17 protein-coding genes and 1 pseudogene are annotated in these 14,644 nt (G+C 71.1%); 9 read left to right on the top strand and 9 right to left on the bottom strand.

The window, feature by feature from the left end; all coding sequences use genetic code 11:
* Positions 1–3 precede the first annotated feature (3 nt).
* Positions 4–996, bottom strand: a complete 993-nt coding sequence (locus FKN01_RS21520; protein ID WP_143623080.1) for a phosphotransferase family protein — start codon at positions 994–996, stop codon at positions 4–6.
* A gap of 37 nt (positions 997–1,033) precedes the next feature.
* Positions 1,034–1,990, bottom strand: a complete 957-nt coding sequence (locus FKN01_RS21515; protein WP_185992933.1) for a helix-turn-helix domain-containing protein — start codon at positions 1,988–1,990, stop codon at positions 1,034–1,036.
* A gap of 183 nt (positions 1,991–2,173) precedes the next feature.
* Here FKN01_RS21515 and FKN01_RS21510 point away from each other — a divergent pair, with 183 nt between their 5' ends.
* The 3 genes and pseudogenes from FKN01_RS21510 to FKN01_RS21500 form a co-directional block, all read left to right on the top strand.
* A complete protein-coding gene (locus FKN01_RS21510; RefSeq protein WP_143623078.1) occupies positions 2,174–2,620 on the top strand; it encodes a peptidoglycan-binding domain-containing protein in 447 nt (148 codons plus the stop codon).
* A 34-nt stretch (positions 2,621–2,654) separates the two neighbouring features.
* Positions 2,655–3,101, top strand: a complete 447-nt coding sequence (locus tag FKN01_RS21505) for a peptidoglycan-binding protein (protein WP_143623077.1) — start codon at positions 2,655–2,657, stop codon at positions 3,099–3,101.
* A gap of 92 nt (positions 3,102–3,193) precedes the next feature.
* Positions 3,194–3,403: pseudogene (locus FKN01_RS21500) on the top strand (ATP-binding protein); the annotation flags it as partial.
* 26 nt (positions 3,404–3,429) lie between these two features.
* Here the strand turns inward: FKN01_RS21500 and FKN01_RS21495 are convergent.
* Positions 3,430–3,948 carry a hypothetical protein gene (locus tag FKN01_RS21495; protein WP_143623075.1) on the bottom strand — a complete coding sequence of 173 codons (519 nt, stop codon included), beginning with the start codon at positions 3,946–3,948 and terminating at the stop codon, positions 3,430–3,432.
* 155 nt (positions 3,949–4,103) lie between these two features.
* On the opposite strand from FKN01_RS21495, the gene FKN01_RS21490 reads away from it, so the two are divergent.
* Complete coding sequence (locus tag FKN01_RS21490) at positions 4,104–4,643, top strand: putative immunity protein (RefSeq protein WP_143623073.1); 540 nt, start codon at positions 4,104–4,106, stop codon at positions 4,641–4,643.
* A 19-nt stretch (positions 4,644–4,662) separates the two neighbouring features.
* Here FKN01_RS21490 and FKN01_RS21485 read toward each other — a convergent pair whose 3' ends face one another.
* Positions 4,663–6,075 (bottom strand): lamin tail domain-containing protein, encoded by a 1,413-nt coding sequence (locus FKN01_RS21485; protein ID WP_143623071.1) that lies wholly within the window; start codon positions 6,073–6,075, stop codon positions 4,663–4,665.
* 214 nt (positions 6,076–6,289) lie between these two features.
* Positions 6,290–6,658 (bottom strand): cupin domain-containing protein, encoded by a 369-nt coding sequence (locus tag FKN01_RS21480; protein ID WP_143623069.1) that lies wholly within the window; start codon positions 6,656–6,658, stop codon positions 6,290–6,292.
* Positions 6,659–6,732: 74 nt separating this feature from the next.
* Here FKN01_RS21480 and FKN01_RS21475 point away from each other — a divergent pair, with 74 nt between their 5' ends.
* Positions 6,733–7,206: a MarR family winged helix-turn-helix transcriptional regulator gene (locus tag FKN01_RS21475; RefSeq protein WP_143623067.1), complete on the top strand. Its 474-nt coding sequence runs from the start codon at positions 6,733–6,735 to the stop codon at positions 7,204–7,206.
* Positions 7,207–7,345: 139 nt separating this feature from the next.
* On the opposite strand, the gene FKN01_RS21470 is transcribed toward FKN01_RS21475, so the two are convergent.
* From FKN01_RS21470 to FKN01_RS21455, 4 genes are all read right to left on the bottom strand, one after another.
* Positions 7,346–7,615 carry a PqqD family protein gene (locus FKN01_RS21470; protein ID WP_143623065.1) on the bottom strand — a complete coding sequence of 90 codons (270 nt, stop codon included), beginning with the start codon at positions 7,613–7,615 and terminating at the stop codon, positions 7,346–7,348.
* A 354-nt stretch (positions 7,616–7,969) separates the two neighbouring features.
* Positions 7,970–8,731, bottom strand: a complete 762-nt coding sequence (locus FKN01_RS21465; protein WP_143623063.1) for a thioesterase II family protein — start codon at positions 8,729–8,731, stop codon at positions 7,970–7,972.
* A gap of 80 nt (positions 8,732–8,811) precedes the next feature.
* The gene (locus FKN01_RS21460) at positions 8,812–9,045 is read right to left on the bottom strand and encodes an acyl-CoA carboxylase epsilon subunit (protein WP_143623062.1); all 234 of its coding nucleotides are present in this window, start codon (positions 9,043–9,045) and stop codon (positions 8,812–8,814) included.
* Between the two features lie 21 nt (positions 9,046–9,066).
* On the bottom strand, positions 9,067–10,677 hold the full coding sequence (locus FKN01_RS21455; protein WP_143623060.1) for an acyl-CoA carboxylase subunit beta: 1,611 nt from the start codon (positions 10,675–10,677) through the stop codon (positions 9,067–9,069).
* Between the two features lie 517 nt (positions 10,678–11,194).
* Between FKN01_RS21455 and FKN01_RS21450 the strand changes: the two genes are divergently transcribed.
* From FKN01_RS21450 to FKN01_RS21435, 4 genes are all read left to right on the top strand, one after another.
* Positions 11,195–12,061, top strand: a complete 867-nt coding sequence (locus FKN01_RS21450) for an ACP S-malonyltransferase (RefSeq protein WP_143623171.1) — start codon at positions 11,195–11,197, stop codon at positions 12,059–12,061.
* 116 nt (positions 12,062–12,177) lie between these two features.
* Entirely contained in the window at positions 12,178–13,041 is an 864-nt protein-coding gene (locus FKN01_RS21445) for a sugar phosphate isomerase/epimerase (protein WP_260696967.1), read from the top strand.
* Positions 13,042–13,090: 49 nt separating this feature from the next.
* Positions 13,091–14,320 carry a cytochrome P450 gene (locus FKN01_RS21440; protein ID WP_143623056.1) on the top strand — a complete coding sequence of 410 codons (1,230 nt, stop codon included), beginning with the start codon at positions 13,091–13,093 and terminating at the stop codon, positions 14,318–14,320.
* Positions 14,321–14,331: 11 nt separating this feature from the next.
* Positions 14,332–14,526, top strand: coding sequence for a ferredoxin (locus FKN01_RS21435; protein ID WP_143623053.1), 195 nt, complete (start codon positions 14,332–14,334; stop codon positions 14,524–14,526).
* Positions 14,527–14,644: the final 118 nt, after the last annotated feature.

Genomic DNA, 14,644 nt, shown 5'->3' with positions numbered 1-14,644 from the left:
GCGTCAGTGGGTGGCCAACCGGGTGGCGAGGTCGCGGATCTCGCCGTAGGTCTCGGCCAGCCGGTCGGCCATGCCCAGCCGGTGGAATTCGAGCAGCAGCGCGGTCGCGTGCCTCGCCTCGTAGACCAGTGCGCGCCACCGGGCGCCCTCGGTCCGGCCCACCCGGCCGTAGCTCCCCCAGAAGGCGTCGCGTTCGCCGCCCGGCTTGCGCAGCGCCAGGTAGACCGGCCAGTCCGCTTCCGGGTCGCCCCACCAGAGCCTGTCGCAGTCGAAGACACCCGTGATCAACGGTTCCGGCGCCCCTTCGGCCAGCATGGTGTTCCCCACCCAGAGGTCTCCGTGCAGCAGGCGCGGCTCGGTGACCTCGTCGAGTACGGCGCGCTCACGGTCGGCCAGCCGGACCAGCCTCGTGATGTCAGCGGCATCGAGGCCGGCGTCGGTGAGGTCCGCGCTCGCGCGCTCGAACCAGGTGCACAGCGCGTCGCTCCACCGCTCGTGCACCGGACCGGCGACCCGGCCGAAACCCGGGCCGCGCACACCGTGCACGGTGCGCGTGATGGCGCCCAGCTGACGGAAGTACGCGCCCCGCGCGGGTTCCGGGTACCCGGCGAGCGCCTCTCCGGCGGGCACCCCGGACAGAAACGTCTGGAACATGTAGTCGCGCCCGATCACCCCATGGGTGAAATCGATCGCGAGAGTACGCGGCAGCAGTTCCGCCACCGGCGCCAGGTACGGAACCCCGGCGTGCTCGTTGCGCATCATCTCGGGATCGGCCCTGGCCTGACGGCCCGGCTCCGGCGCGACGCGCAGGACGACGGGCCGTTCCCCGTCCAGCTCGATCCGATACGTGTTGTTGTAGTAGCCACCGGTGAGTTCGACGGCCGACAGCACGGCCGCACCCCCGCCGAAGGCCGCCCGCACGACGGCCTCGACCTCGGCCGCGCTCAGGGCCTGCTGGAATTCTCCGGGACTCCGGTCGATCGGTGCGTAGTCCATGACCCGTCGACCCTATCCGCCGCGCCGCACCGGCGGCTCAGCCGGACCGCCGGTCCCGCCAGTCCCGGGGCGACACCCCGTACGCCTCCTTGAACACCCGGCTGAAGTGCGTGGCGTTCACGAACCCCCAGCTCCGCCCGATCGCCGCGACGGTCCGCGACCGCCCGGCGGGCCCGGCCAGCTCCCGCCGGCACGCTTCGAGCCGCCGGGCCCGTATCCAGTCCCCGAGGCTGATACCCGCCCGGGACAGCACGGTGTACAGATGCCGTACGGAGATGCCGTGCGCGGCGGCGATGCGTGCCGCCGACAGGTCGTGGTCGGCCAGGTGCTCCCGGATGTAGTGCGTGATCCGCAGCCCGAGCGTCGCCTCCATCGGGTCCTTCGCCGGCGCGATGCCCCCGTGCCGGGAGACCAGGACCGCGCGCAGCAGCTCCACGCTGGGCGCCAGCACCGCGTCGGCACGGTCGCTGCGGTGCAGCTCGTCGCTCCGGGCGAGCTGCGCGAAGTACGTGTACGCCAGCCGCGCGAGCGGGTCCCCGGCGCCGAACGTGAGCGTGGTGGTGTCCCGGATCAGCCGGTCCGGCAGCGCGAGCACGGAGAGCGGCAGCCGCAGGAAGTGGTGGTCGACCCCTTCGTCGAAGAGCAGGGTGTACGGGGCGTTCGACCGGAAGACCGCGAACTCACCGGGTCCGAGGACGCATTCCCGCCCGTGCTGCGCGCCCATGCTGGTGCCCGTCACCTGAAGACTGAGGAAGAGCGAGGGCTCCTCGTCCTTCCGCACCAGCTGTTCGGTCCGCCGCAGCGTCACCGCCGTCGAGCGGGCCGAAGACACTCGCAGCGCTCCGACCGCCTTCACGTCCATCCGGGCCCGGATCTCCCCGTCGGGTGCCCGGTGATCGATGTCCACCGGCACCACGGAGTCCCACACCGCGCGCCGGATGATCTCCTCGCGGTCCTGCGGCGGTATGTACGCGGTGTCCAGCGCCGGACTCATGCGCGCCCCCTCGACATGAACGATCCGAGAAGAGTGTGAATTACACCCACCCGCGGTGCAACGGCTGTGACAGGCGGGGGACGTGATGCGGACGCACGGGAGACAAAGCACTCCGCGCACACGGCAAAGTCCCGCCCCGCCAAGGGCCTTAGGGTCCAACCACCGTCAACGAGGGGGGTACCCATGTCCAGAGGGACGATCAGAAAACTCAGGGCCGCCGGCGTCGTGACCGCGATGGTCACCGGCCTTCTCGGAGGCGTCGCGGTCGCGCCTAGCTCCGCCGTGTCCTGGGAGTGCGACCGCGGCCTCTGGGAGTCGAGGGGAGGCGGCGACTACATCAAGATTCCCCACGAGTGGGAGCCGATCAAGGTCAACGCGAACTGCTACGTGCACCAGGGTGCCCGTGGCGGTGAGGTCGACGCGATCCAGCGCGCGCTGGTCAAGTGCTACAGCCAGAGCATCGCGATTGACGGCGTGTTCGGCGACAAGACCTTCGCAGCCCTCAAGAGAGCCCAGCGGGCGGCCGGCGTGACCGCCGACGGCAAGTACGGGCCCAAGACCCGCGACGCGATCAAGTGGCCCCTTTACAACGAGCCGACCGGCAAGTTCAAGCGCTGCACGAGGCGATGACCGGCCGTGACTGCGACGATCGTAGGAGGAACTCATGACAGGTGGTATCCGGCGGCTCAAGTCGTCGGGCGTGGTGACGCTCGCCCTGGGAGCGCTGCTGGGAGGCGCGCTCGTCTGGGCCCCGACGGCGGCGGCGGTGGCGCCTTCGTGCACCGGCAGTGAGTCGACGTACGACGGCAAGTACATCGTCTCGATTCCTCATGGCTTCGACACGGCCGCCGACCGGTTCACCACCGCGTGCACACTGCACCAGGGAGCTACCGGATATGGAGTGAGGGCACTCCAGCGCAACATGAACTACTGCTACAAGACAGGCCTGGAAGTGGACGGCAAGTTCGGCGCCGCCACCTTTGCCGCCGTGAAGTCCGTGCAGCGCAGGGTGGGCGTGACCGTGGATGGCAAGTATGGGCCGCAGACCATGAAGGCCATGAAGTGGGCGCACTGGCTGGAGTCGACGGCCCAGTTCGTCTACTGCTCGTAGTACAAGGCCCGTGACGGCCCTGCCGGTCGGCTTCGGACCGGCAGGGCTCTCGCGCGTACAAACGCTGCCTGTACTGCTTCGCCGTGGCGAGTCCGGCCGGTCCGACCGCGCGGATCGAGGTGACCGACACCCGGGGCGAACGCGTCCCGCCCCGCCCCGGCGCGATCCCGGAAGCCGGCCTCGCGGACGACGGGCGCGGCCTGCTGCTGGTCGAGGGCCTGGCCACGCGCCGGGGCTGGTACGCGAGGACGCGGGCGCCGGGGAAGACGGTGTGGGCGGAGTACGACGTGACGAGGTCGTGACCGGACCGGCCGGCGGCCCCGGCTGGTCACCACACGTCGATGGACCAGACGTCACCCCTTCGGTGTCCGGAGGGGTCCGGTTCGCCGGACCCGTACGGGTCAGGGTCGGCGACGACGTGGATGCGGGCCCCGGATGCGGACACGCGGTAGCAGTCCATGTCACGCGACGTGTTCTGCGTGTCGAGCGCGATCGTGCGGCCCAGGGCCAGGACGGCTGCCCGCAGCTCCCCGAAGGGGACTCTGGGCGCGAACTTCCCGTATTCCCGCGAGAGCGTGGACGGCACGGTGTTCGGAGACCGGTCGTACAGCAGCCGTTGGATGCTCACGCCGAAGCCGAAGCACGACATCTGCCCGGGGTGCCCCGGCAGGTCCGGCGAGAAGTTGATCTCCACGAGCCCGTAGTCCCGCCGCAGCATGCCGCCACCGGGAACATCGAGGTAAGCCGGCCCCAGGGCGGCTTCCCAGGATTCCGGGCTCCCTCCGAGGCCGGCTCCCAGAACCTCACCGCCTACGGCGACGTGAGCGCAGAAGTTCGTGGCGGACACGCGTCGGCCCCTCCGATCATCCGGCCGGGACACCAGTGGCCGGCCTCCGTGATCGTACAGAGCGGCCTTCGCGAGGACGCTCAGGAAGAGAGCGTGCGGGAGGCGCCTCGGAGCCGTACGGCCTCACGCGGGGGCGACGTGCGACGATCGGTCGGATGACGGGTGTGAGCGGGGATTTCGAGCTGTCCATGGCCGAGTTGCGTGTCGTGGCGCAGTACGCCACCGAGGCGGCGGAGTGCGTCCTGCCGGTGTTCGAGGACGCACATCCCGGTGATGCGCGGCCCCGGGCCGCCATCGTGGCGGCCCGGGAGTTCATCGACGGCGCGCCCAGGACCCGGCTCCAGCGCGTCGCCTCGATGGACGCCCACCGCGCCGCGAAGGACGCGGCGACCGAGGCCGCACGGCTGGCCGCGCAGGCGGCGGGCGACGCCGCGTCCGCCGCCTACCTGCACCCCCTCGCGAAGGCCCACCAGGTCGGCCACATCCTCCGGGCCGCCGCGAACGCGGCCCGCATCGCGGAGATCCGTGCGGGAGACGATCCGCGGGCGGGGGAGCGGGCGGTCGAGAGGGCCCGGGAACGGGCCACCCCCGTCCTGATCGACGTCCTCCGCCGCTACCCGCCCGCCCCCGGCGGCAGGAGCCGTGCCGCGTGGCTCATGGCCTCGCTGGACGCCTCCCTGCGCCGGGCGCCGTAACGCGTGCCCGCGCCTCCCCTCAGCAGCTGACGCTGCCCCGGCGCAGCGCGTGCCCGCCGTCGTTCGCGTCGTCCGACCAGTACACCGGCTTCGAGCCCGACACGCACTCGCCGGCGCCGGCCAGCGCGAAGCCCTCGTTGTTGTAGTTCGCCATGCCGCTGGGGCGGGCGTACACGGCGGCCGGGGTGAACGTGCCCGCAGCGCCGACCGTCAGGGTGGTGTGGCGGCCGTCGCAGGTGTCGTCGCAGACCGCCCAGAGGCGGGACGCCTGGGGCTCCCACTGGAGCTCCATCACACCGGACATGCCGCTGCTGAAGGAGGCCACCCGGGTGTACGCACCGGAGTCCGCCAGGACGTACCCGTAGACCATGCCGGTGCCCTCGACGCCGACGAGGAACACCCCGCCGCTGTGCGCGCCGTAGCGGGACGGGTCGTACGCCGCGCCCGTCGACGCGTCCTTGAAGCCGGCGGCCGTCAGCGACGCGTCCGGGACCCAGGCGATCGCTTCCAGGCCCAGGTTGGAGCCGGTCGAGGGGATGTCCGAGGTGAGGTTCCACTCCTTGGCGGCCGTGAGCGAGGAGCCCGAACCGCTCACGTCGTACCGCAGCACCGACAGCCGGCTCGTGCCCGAGGCGTCCCCGTTGCGCTCGCTCGCGACGAAGATGCCGCCGGCGACCGCCGTGACCCCCTCACCGTCCGGGCTGCCGGAGCCGCCCGGGAAGCGCAGGGTCTTGCCCGACGACCAGGCGTTCGCGGTGTCCGGCTTCCAGCCGCCGGAGCCGTTCCGGACCAGGCGCCACAGCTTGCCGCTGTTCTGCGCCGCCCACAGCACCTCGCCGTCCTGGTAGAGCCCGCTCAGGTCCTCGCCGAACACGTTCGAGCCGTCCGCGGTGGCGACCGCGCTGCCGCCGGGCCAGGCCGCGGGAGCCGTCGAGCCCTCATCCGAACCGCAGTCGTTGGCGGCGCCCAGCGTCACCGAGTCCGCCTGCTCGAAGGACCCCGTGCCGTCGGCGCAGCGCGACCAGGACGGGTCCGAGTGGTCGCTCCAGGAGAAGCCGTCCACCTGCGTCTTGCCGTCCGCCAGATACAGCCTGGCCTCGTCCGACGAACCCAGCCCGAACTCGTCGCTGACGTCGAACGCCCGGAAGCCGCCCGGCGCGAGCTTCGTCCCGGAGGGGATCTTGAACGTGTGGTCCTTGTCGTCGTCCTTCAGGATCCAGCCCGACACGTCGACCGACGAGGTGCCCTTGTTGTAGAGCTCGACCGAGTCGTCGACGTCGCCGGTGGTCACCACCTCGTTGATGCGCACGTCGTCGGCCGGGGCCGCGTGCGCTGCCGGTACTCCGGTCAGCGCCCCGGCGGCCAGCAGGGGCGCGGCGACGAGGAAACGGGCGAGGGCGCGGGGCCGTCGGCGGGGGAGCGGTGCAGTCACGGAGTCCGTCCTGGGGTCGTCGGATTCGGGTCGCCCGACGTTCTCGGCCCCGGCCGAACGGAATGCCGTCCGCCGGAAGGACGGCCCGGGAACGCCGGGCGAACTCTGCGCGCCCGTCACCTCGGAGGCCGGCCCCGGGAGCGGTCCGGTACGCGAAAAACGCAGCCCGGCCTGTGGACGGGGGTGCCACCGGCCGAGCTGCGTGTCTGTGGGGTCAGGCGGCCCAGGGGGGCGTGACCTTGGTCCCGTCAGGGGTGATGGCCTGTCCACCGGCCACCATGGCGACCAGGGCCTGCGTGTCCTCGAGCGCCTTCAGCCGGCGGGTGGCGCCACCCGGAACGATGACCGCCTGACCGGCCTTCACCGTCTCGGCCTCGTCGCCGATGGTCACCTCGAAGGCGCCGGAGAGCGGCATCCAGATCTGCTCGCGGTCGATCTCGTGCACGGGCGTCGCGTTGTCGGCGGCCATCTCGACACGCCAGGTGCAGAGCTCCGTGCTGCCCTGACTGGGCGCGGCCAGGCCGAACATGGCCGCCGCGGCGGTGCGGGTGGTGCGCGCGTCGGTTTCGGATACTACGTACATTCCACTCCCCTGTAGAAAGTTGCTTTACTCGGCGGGAGTAAAGCGACTGTACACACCTGTGTCAACATGGGCGGATGGAGACCAACGACCCTCTGGAGCGGACCGAGCTCAGCTTTCTCCTCGGCATGGCGTTCCAGCTGGTGCTTTCCGAATTCGTGCGCAGGCTGGACGCGGCGGGGTACGACGACCTGCGCCCCATGCACGGGCTGGCCTTCCAGGCGCTCTACGGCCCCGGGCTGACGAGCACCGAGCTGGCCGAGCGGCTCGGGGTCACCAAGCAGGCGGCCGGCCAGCTGGTCGACGAGCTGGAGAAGGGCGGCTACGTGCAGCGGCGTCCCCACCCCGCAGGGGGGCGGCGCAAGCTGGTGGTTCTCACCGAGCGGGCGCTGGAGCACCTGATCGTGGCCGGGGGAATCCTGCGGGAGGTCGAGCTGGAACTGCAGACGCGGCTGCGGAAGAGCGGACTCGCGGTGCCTCGTGCCGAGTTGGCGGCGCTCGTCCGTGCGCTGGCGGGTGAGGAGATCCCGCCCCTGCGTCCTGTCTGGTGACCCCTCGGTCTTGGAGCTGCCTGGGCCACTCGTGACGTGAGCGGGTAAAGTGATTTTACTCAGTTGGGCGGGGTGACGCGCGTCGGCGTGCCGGCGTCCGCGTCGCCCCTGCCGCGACCCTCGAACCGAGCCCCGATGCTCAGGGCTCGTCGCGGACCAGGCCGGCGTCCCGCAACTCGCTGACCCAGATGTCCATGTCCGTACGGGTGTTCTCCGGGTCCGTGCACCACAGCTCGGCCAGCATCTCGGCGGCCGGGCCGAGTTCGCCGTTGTGCTGGCGCAGCGCGATCCACATGGCCGCGGCGACGGGACTGCACCGGTAGCCGGCGCCGTCCGCCTCGGTGACGAATTCGAGGTATCCGTCCTCGGTGACGCGTGAGGTGACGCCGCGCTCTGGTCGTACCGGCACTCTGGCCTCCGTAGTCGATAGCCGGTCAGTGACGGCCAACCGGGGAGGAGGCGTGACCGTGTACACGGGGCGAAGATCGGTGTCTGTCCGGACGGCGCAGCCCTTGGGGGCGGGCTGCCCGATGCTGCGATTAGACGTTAGTCTAGTACGACCGTCTAGATTCTGGTGAGCAAAGCGCAACTCTGTCCGGAATGCATTGCCCCATACAGGAAGCGGCCTGCCCCGGAACGAATCCGGGGCAGGCCGGAGCGGGTCCGGGAAGGGGACGCCGGGCACCGGCGCCCCGCGCGGAGCCCACCTGCCGGGTGACCGGGACCGGCGGACGCATGGCCCGCCGGCCCCGGTCACCCGGGATCATCCGACCGCCGACGCGTTGGTGCGGGCGCGGATCAGGTCGAGGATCGCGGCCACGTGGGAGTCGAGGAAGAAGTGGCCGCCGGAGAACACCTTCAGCTCGAACGAGGCCGTGGTGTGCTCGCGCCACGCTTCCGCCTCGTCGACGGTCACCTGCTGGTCCGCGTCACCGACGAGTGCCACGACGTCCAGCCCGAGCGGCGGCCCCGGCCGGAAGCGGTAGGTCTCCGCGGCCTTGTAGTCGCTGCGGACGGCGGGGAGGACCATCCGCAGGAGCTCGGGATCGCCCAGCACCGCGGAATCCGTGCCGCTCAGCTGGGCGATGTCGGCGATGAGACGGTCGTCCGTCGCCTGGTGCACGCGCTCGTCGCGCACCCGGGAGGGCGCCCGGCGGCCGGAGGCGAAAAGCGTGACCGGCGACGTCCCCGCGGCCTCCAGTCTGCGGGCCACCTCGAACGCGAGCGTGGCCCCCATGCTGTGGCCGAACAGAGTCAGCGGCAGGTCCCGCCAGGAGTCCAGCTCCCCGACGACGAGATCGGCCAGCTTCTCGATGTCGTCGACGCAGGGTTCGTGCCTGCGGTCCTGACGGCCGGGGTACTGGATGGCGAGCACGTCGATCGCCGGGGACAGGGCACGCGACACCGGGAAGTAGTAGGTGGCCGATCCGCCCGCGTGGGGGAAGCAGACCAGGCGGGTACGGGCCTCGGGAGCCGGGTGGAAGCGCCGGATCCAGAGGCCGGTCTCCCGTGATTCGTCCGTCATCAGTGCTGTACGTCCTTCTGCTGTGGCTGGGGTCGTAGCGGCCGGAGGGCCAGGAGCGGGACAGGGGGCCGGGCCCCGCCTCACCGCGCCGCCCAGCTTCCGGGCGGCCGGTAACGAAGCGGTGCGCTCCACCGGGCCGTCGTGGCCCGGCGGGTGTCGGGGCCGGCCGTCCGGGCCCGGCGCAGGCTCAGCAGCGCGGCCGTCACGGCCGCGATCTCCTCGGCGGACGGCGCACCGCCGAGGAAGCGCAGCGCCGGTCCGGTGCGGTCCGGGTCCGCGGCGCCCGGCGCGGGGGAGCGGGGGGCAGTGGTCATGGTCGGTCGGTCCTCACGGTCTCAGGTCGGGGGGTTGCCGTGCTTGCGGGCCGGTACGTGCGCGTCCTTGGTCCGCAGCATCGCCAGGGAACGCACCAGCACCGCACGGGTCTCGGCCGGATCGATCACGTCGTCGACCAGGCCGCGTTCAGCCGCGTAGTACGGGTGCATCAGCTCCTGCTGGTACTCCTTGATCCGCAGCTCGCGGGCTGCCGCGGGGTCCGGCGCGGTGGCGATCTCCCGGCGGAAGACGATGTTCGCGGCGCCCTCCGCGCCCATCACCGCGATCTCGTTCGTCGGCCATGCGAAGGACAGGTCGGTGCCGATGGAACGCGAGTCCATCACGATGTACGCCCCGCCGTACGCCTTGCGCAGGATGACCTGGATCCGGGGGACGGTCGCGTCGCAGTAGGCGTAGAGCAGCTTCGCGCCGTGCCGGATGATGCCCTGGTGCTCCTGGTCGGTGCCCGGCAGGAAGCCCGGCACGTCGACCAGGGTGACCAGCGGAATGCTGAACGCGTCGCAGGTCTGGACGAACCGGGCCGCCTTCTCCGACGCGTGGATGTCCAGCACCCCCGCCTGCGAGGCCGGCTGGTTCGCCACGATGCCGACCGTGTGGCCGTCCAGCCGGGCCAGCGCGCAGATGATGTTGGTGGCCCACTGCGCGTGGACCTCGAAGAAGTCCTCGTCGTCGACGATTTCCCGGATCACCGCGCGCATGTCGTACGACTGGCTGGCCTGTTGCGGCACCAGATCCAGCAGTCCCTCGCACCGCCGGTCCGCGGGGTCCCCGGTCGGCGCCTCCGGCGGGAGCTCGCGGTTGTTCGCGGGCAGCAGCGAGAGCAGGTGCCTGACCTCGTCGAGGCACTCCGCCTCGTCGTCGTAGATGAAACCGGCCGCGCCGGAGACCGTCGCGTGGACCCGCGCCCCGCCGAGCTCCTCGTGGGTCACGCGTTCGTTGGTGACGGCCTGGACCACATCGGGCCCGGTGATGTACATCTGCGAGATGTCCCGCACCATGAAGACGAAATCGGTGAGTGCCGGAGAGTAGGTGGCACCGCCCGCGCAGGGGCCGAGGATCACGCTGATCTGCGGGATCACCCCGGACGCCCGGACATTGCGGCGGAAGATCCCGCCGTACCCGGCGAGCGCCGTCACACCCTCCTGGATGCGGGCACCGGCGCCGTCGCTCAGCCCCACCAGCGGCGCGCCCGCCGAGATCGCCAGGTCCATCACCTTGTGGATCTTCTGCGCGTGCGCCTCGCCCAGCGAGCCGCCGAAGACCCGGAAGTCATGCGCGTAAGCGAACACCGTACGGCCGTGCACCTGGCCCCAGCCGGTGATCACCCCGTCCCCGCTCGGCCGCCGGTGCTCCAGGCCGAACCCTGAGGACCGGTGCCGGCGCAGTGGCTCCACCTCCTGGAACGTACCCGGGTCGAAGAGCAGTTCCAGACGCTCGGGCGCGGTCAGCTTGCCCCGGGCATGCTGCTGTTCCGTCGAGCGCGGACCCATGCCCTCGCGCGCCGCCTTCTTCAGCTCCGCCGCCTGAGCGACCAGCGAGCGCAGGTCCGGCCGCCGCTCCGCGGGAATGTCACCACCGCTGTCCGACGGGGCGTCCTGAATGACTGTCATGGTCCCACCCATCCACAGGTAGACGGTGCGCGGTGGCTGCTCGCACCGGCGCAGGATTCGGCTAACCGTCCCTCATCGAAGGCCCGCTGCGATCCCCGCGCCCGCCCCTAAGTTGTCCGGAACCCCCCTAACCTCACCGTTCCGGATCCGGGCACTTCCCGGGCCACGCGAGTCGTCACCACCCATCCGCCCCGGCCGGGACCGGCACCCTTAGGGGCTCTACGGGGTGTCGCACGGTGGAAACGAAGTGCCTTTGCGTCACACGGGGGCGGCGCACCGGCAGCCCGGCACGACCAGGTGTCAAGGGAATTCGGACCCGCGAACCTTAGGGGTTTTGGCGGCAGCGGGCAGACCCCAGCCTGGGTCCCGACCGGTTCGGACACGAAGCGCCCACGGGCTGATCGCTTCTGAACGACGTGCTGAAGGGCAGGACACCATGAGACAGGACTTCCGCACCGGCGGTGCGCTGGTCTTCCCCGGTATGAGCCCCACGAGCTTTCCGCATTCAGCCAAGTTCATGCTGATCAACCCGGTGGCACGGCGGCTCGTCGCCGAGGCCGACGACGCGCTCGGCTACTCGCTCATCGACCGCTACCGCGACGCGGAGGGCGACTACAGCGAGTACGCGCAAGTCGCGTTTCTCGTCAACTGCCTGGCACTCGCCACCTGGGCGCAGGACCGGTTCGACCCGGAGCCCGCGCTCTGCGTCGGCCCCAGCTTCGGCGCGAAGGCCGCGGCGGCCCACACCGGAGTCCTGGACTTCGCCGACGCGGTGCGCCTGACCGCCGGCTGGGCCAGGCTGCTGGAGTCCTGGTTCGCCGAGAACCACCAGGACGTCGTCACGCACTCCTTCACCCGCGTCCCGCGCCCCGAACTCGACCGGGTGCTCGCCGAACTCGACGAGCGCGGTGAGTGGTACGAGATCGCCTGCCACGTCGACGAGGACTTCTACCTGGTGTCGCTGCGCGAGACCGTGCTGGAGTGGCTCGGCAAGCGGCTGCGCTCGGTCGGCGGGCTGCCGCTGTACACGATGCGCCCGCCCATGCACGCGAGCGTCTTCGAGCCTCTGCGCCGGCGGGCCGAGGAGGAACTCTTCGCCCCGCTGACCTTCCACGACCCCCGGATACCGGTCGTCGCCGACCAGGACGGCGCCCTGCTGACCACCGGCGACCAGGTCCGCACCATGCTGCTGGACAGCTTCGTCCGTCCGGTCCGCTGGCCCGCCGTCGTCGAAGCCCTGCGGGAACACGGCGTCCACAAGCTGTACGTCGCCGGGCAGGACAGCCTCTTCGGCCGCGTTCCCGTCACCACCCAGAACTTCGACGTCGTCGCGGTGGACCCGAGGACAGCCCTCCAGCCCGTCCGACGGAACCTCGCCGCCTGAGCACAGCCCCGGCCCACCCGGCCCGACACACACCCGGCGGGACGCGCCCAGGCCGGCGCCGCGCCCCTGCCGTCTCCACCAGGACCGGCCGCGGACTCATGAGCGAGAGGTACACCATGACCCTTCTGACCAGGACCGACCTGGGTTTCGCCTATCTGCAGCTGACCGGGTCGGCCTGGCAGGAGCCCGTCCGGCACACCCTGGAGGAGCGCCTGGCGGCGCTGGCCGAGAACAACTGCGTCTCGATGGGCATGAGCGTCGAGGAGCTGGAGGCGTTCCTGGCCGACCACTCGGCGGACAAGCTGCGCGGCCTGCTCACCGAGTACGGCGTCCGGCTGCACGAGCTGGAGGTCCTGTTCGGGTGGAACGCCGGTCCGGAGGAGAGCGGCCCCGCCCTGGAGTCGGAGAACCGCCTGTTCGAACTGGCCGTCCTGGCCGGCATCCCCATGGTCAAGTCCTGCGCCGTCTACCCGCCGGGCGTGGAGATGCCCCCCACCGAGGTCCTCGCCGAGCGCTTCGGCGCGATGTGCGACCGAGCCGCCGCACGCGGGCTGAAGATCTCCCTTGAGGCCATGGCCGTGATGCCCGGCTTCACCTACCAGGTCGCCTCCGACATCATCGTCGCCGCCGACCGTCCCAACGCCGGTCTGCTCGTCGACATGTGGCACCTCTTCCGCGACCCGACGGGCGTCGGCTCCATCGACCAGCTCACCGGCGCGCAGATCGCGGGCGTGGAATTCGCGGACGCCCCGCGCACTCCGTCGCCCGACGTCATGAACGAGGTCCTCAGCGGGCGCCTGCTGCCCGGCGACGGTGACTGCGACATCACCGGGCTGCTGCGCACCCTGGACGCCAAGGGCGTCGACGTCACCCCGTCCGTCGAGGTCCTCTCCGCCGACCTGCGGGCGCTCCCGCTCAGCGAGAACATCGCCCGCACCGCCGCCGCCGTAAGCGCCTCCCTCGAAAAGGCCCGCGGCTGAGAGCGCCGCCCCCTACCCACCGAGCGCAGAGACCTCTGGAGAAGGAACCATGTCCGATCTCGTCGACGCGTGCCCGCACGCCCAGCCCCGCCCGTTCCCCCTGGAGCGCACCGGCTGCCCCCTGGACCCGGCACCGGAGTACGCGGTGCTGCGGGAGACCGAGCCGGTCTCCCGGGTCAAGCTCAAGTTCAACGGCCGTGAGGCCTGGCTCCTCACCCGCTACGAGGACGTCCGGCAGATGCTGGTCGACCCGCGGTTCAGCTCCAACATGGCCGACCCCGGCTACCCGCTCCAGTTCCACTTCCCCATGGAGCTCCTCGGCAAGGTCAAGCCGGCCCTGCTCCACATGGACCCGCCGGAGCACACCGCGCACCGCATGATGCTCATGCCGGAACTCAGCGTGAAGCGCGTCGAGGCGATGCGGCCACGCACCCAGGAGATCGTCGACGAGTGCATCGACGCGATGCTGGAGCGGGGCGGACCGGTGGACCTGGTGTCCATGCTGTCGATGCCCGTGCCCTCCATCGGGATGTGCGAGCTGACCGGCGTACCGCACGAGTCGCGCGACCTGTTCCACCGCTGGGTCACCCTCCTCGTCACCCAGGGCAGCGCCGAGGAGCACGCCTCCGCCAACGCCGAGGTCGAGGTCCTGCTCTACGAGCTGATCGCCGAACGGCAGAAGAACCCCGGCGACGACCTCATCAGCAGCCTGATCCAGCGCAACGACAAGAAGAAGGAGCTGGAGCCGTCCGACATCAGCGCCCTCGTACGGGCCATGATCGCCGCCGGTCACGAGAGCACCGTCAACGGCATCACCGTCGGCACCCTGGTCCTCCTCCAGCACCCCGAGCAGGCCGACTGGCTGCGCGCGCACCCCGAGCTGTCGGGCCAGGCCGTCGACGAGCTGTCGCGCTACTCCAGCATCTCCGACCACGGCACCGTCCGGGTCGCCCTTGAGGACGCCGAGATCGGCGGCCAGCTGATCCGCAAGGGGGAGGGCGTCATCTGCTCGCTCTCCGCCTCCAACCACGACCCGGCGGTCTTCAAGAACCCCAACACCCTCGACCTGACCCGCCGCGAGGCACGGCACAACGTGGCCTTCGGCTTCGGACGCCACCAGTGCGCGGGCCAGATGCTCGTCCGCATGCAGCTGGAGGTCGTGTTCACGACCCTGCTGCGGCGCATTCCCGGACTGCGCCTCGACGCGGCCCTGGACGAACTGCCCTTCAAGGCCAACGCCCTCATCGACGGCCTGCACGAGCTGCCGGTGACCTGGTAAAGGAGATTTCCATGCGTGTGATCGTCGACAAAGAGCGCTGCGTCGCCGCCGGTTCCTGTGTGATCACGTCCCCCGCCGTCTTCGACCAGAACGACGACGACGGCAAGGTCGTCCTGCTGATCGAGACGCCGGACGAAAGGCTGCGCGAGGAAGTCGCGGAGTCCGTCAACGTCTGCCCGGTCGGGGCACTGAGCATCGCCGACTAGGCACCGCCCCCCCCGGGACCCCGGGGCACGGGCCCGCCCCTCCGGGCCCGTGCCCCGGCCTGACTCGTACCTCCCCACGCCCCTGAGAGCCGGCCCCCACGCGCGACGACGCGGCCGG

Origin of the sequence: Streptomyces sp. 130, from assembly GCF_007096885.1 — a bacterium.
Classification (GTDB): Bacteria; Actinomycetota; Actinomycetes; order Streptomycetales; family Streptomycetaceae; genus Streptomyces.
The sequence above is the reverse complement of the archived record's forward strand: the minus strand, read 5'-3'. Positions and strand labels throughout refer to the sequence as shown.

What these genes read in the sequence shown, in the direction of transcription:
- FKN01_RS21520 (WP_143623080.1), bottom strand. Translation starts at nt 996, where the DNA reads ATGGACTACGCACCGATCGACCGGAGTCCCGGAGAATTCCAGCAGGCC.
- FKN01_RS21515 (WP_185992933.1), bottom strand. Translation starts at nt 1,990, where the DNA reads ATGAGTCCGGCGCTGGACACCGCGTACATACCGCCGCAGGACCGCGAG.
- FKN01_RS21510 (WP_143623078.1), top strand. Translation starts at nt 2,174, where the DNA reads ATGTCCAGAGGGACGATCAGAAAACTCAGGGCCGCCGGCGTCGTGACC.
- FKN01_RS21505 (WP_143623077.1), top strand. Translation starts at nt 2,655, where the DNA reads ATGACAGGTGGTATCCGGCGGCTCAAGTCGTCGGGCGTGGTGACGCTC.
- FKN01_RS21490 (WP_143623073.1), top strand. Translation starts at nt 4,104, where the DNA reads ATGACGGGTGTGAGCGGGGATTTCGAGCTGTCCATGGCCGAGTTGCGT.
- FKN01_RS21480 (WP_143623069.1), bottom strand. Translation starts at nt 6,658, where the DNA reads ATGTACGTAGTATCCGAAACCGACGCGCGCACCACCCGCACCGCCGCG.
- FKN01_RS21475 (WP_143623067.1), top strand. Translation starts at nt 6,733, where the DNA reads ATGGAGACCAACGACCCTCTGGAGCGGACCGAGCTCAGCTTTCTCCTC.
- FKN01_RS21465 (WP_143623063.1), bottom strand. Translation starts at nt 8,731, where the DNA reads ATGACGGACGAATCACGGGAGACCGGCCTCTGGATCCGGCGCTTCCAC.
- FKN01_RS21460 (WP_143623062.1), bottom strand. Translation starts at nt 9,045, where the DNA reads ATGACCACTGCCCCCCGCTCCCCCGCGCCGGGCGCCGCGGACCCGGAC.
- FKN01_RS21455 (WP_143623060.1), bottom strand. Translation starts at nt 10,677, where the DNA reads ATGACAGTCATTCAGGACGCCCCGTCGGACAGCGGTGGTGACATTCCC.
- FKN01_RS21450 (WP_143623171.1), top strand. Translation starts at nt 11,195, where the DNA reads ATGCTGATCAACCCGGTGGCACGGCGGCTCGTCGCCGAGGCCGACGAC.
- FKN01_RS21445 (WP_260696967.1), top strand. Translation starts at nt 12,178, where the DNA reads ATGACCCTTCTGACCAGGACCGACCTGGGTTTCGCCTATCTGCAGCTG.
- FKN01_RS21440 (WP_143623056.1), top strand. Translation starts at nt 13,091, where the DNA reads ATGTCCGATCTCGTCGACGCGTGCCCGCACGCCCAGCCCCGCCCGTTC.
- FKN01_RS21435 (WP_143623053.1), top strand. Translation starts at nt 14,332, where the DNA reads ATGCGTGTGATCGTCGACAAAGAGCGCTGCGTCGCCGCCGGTTCCTGT.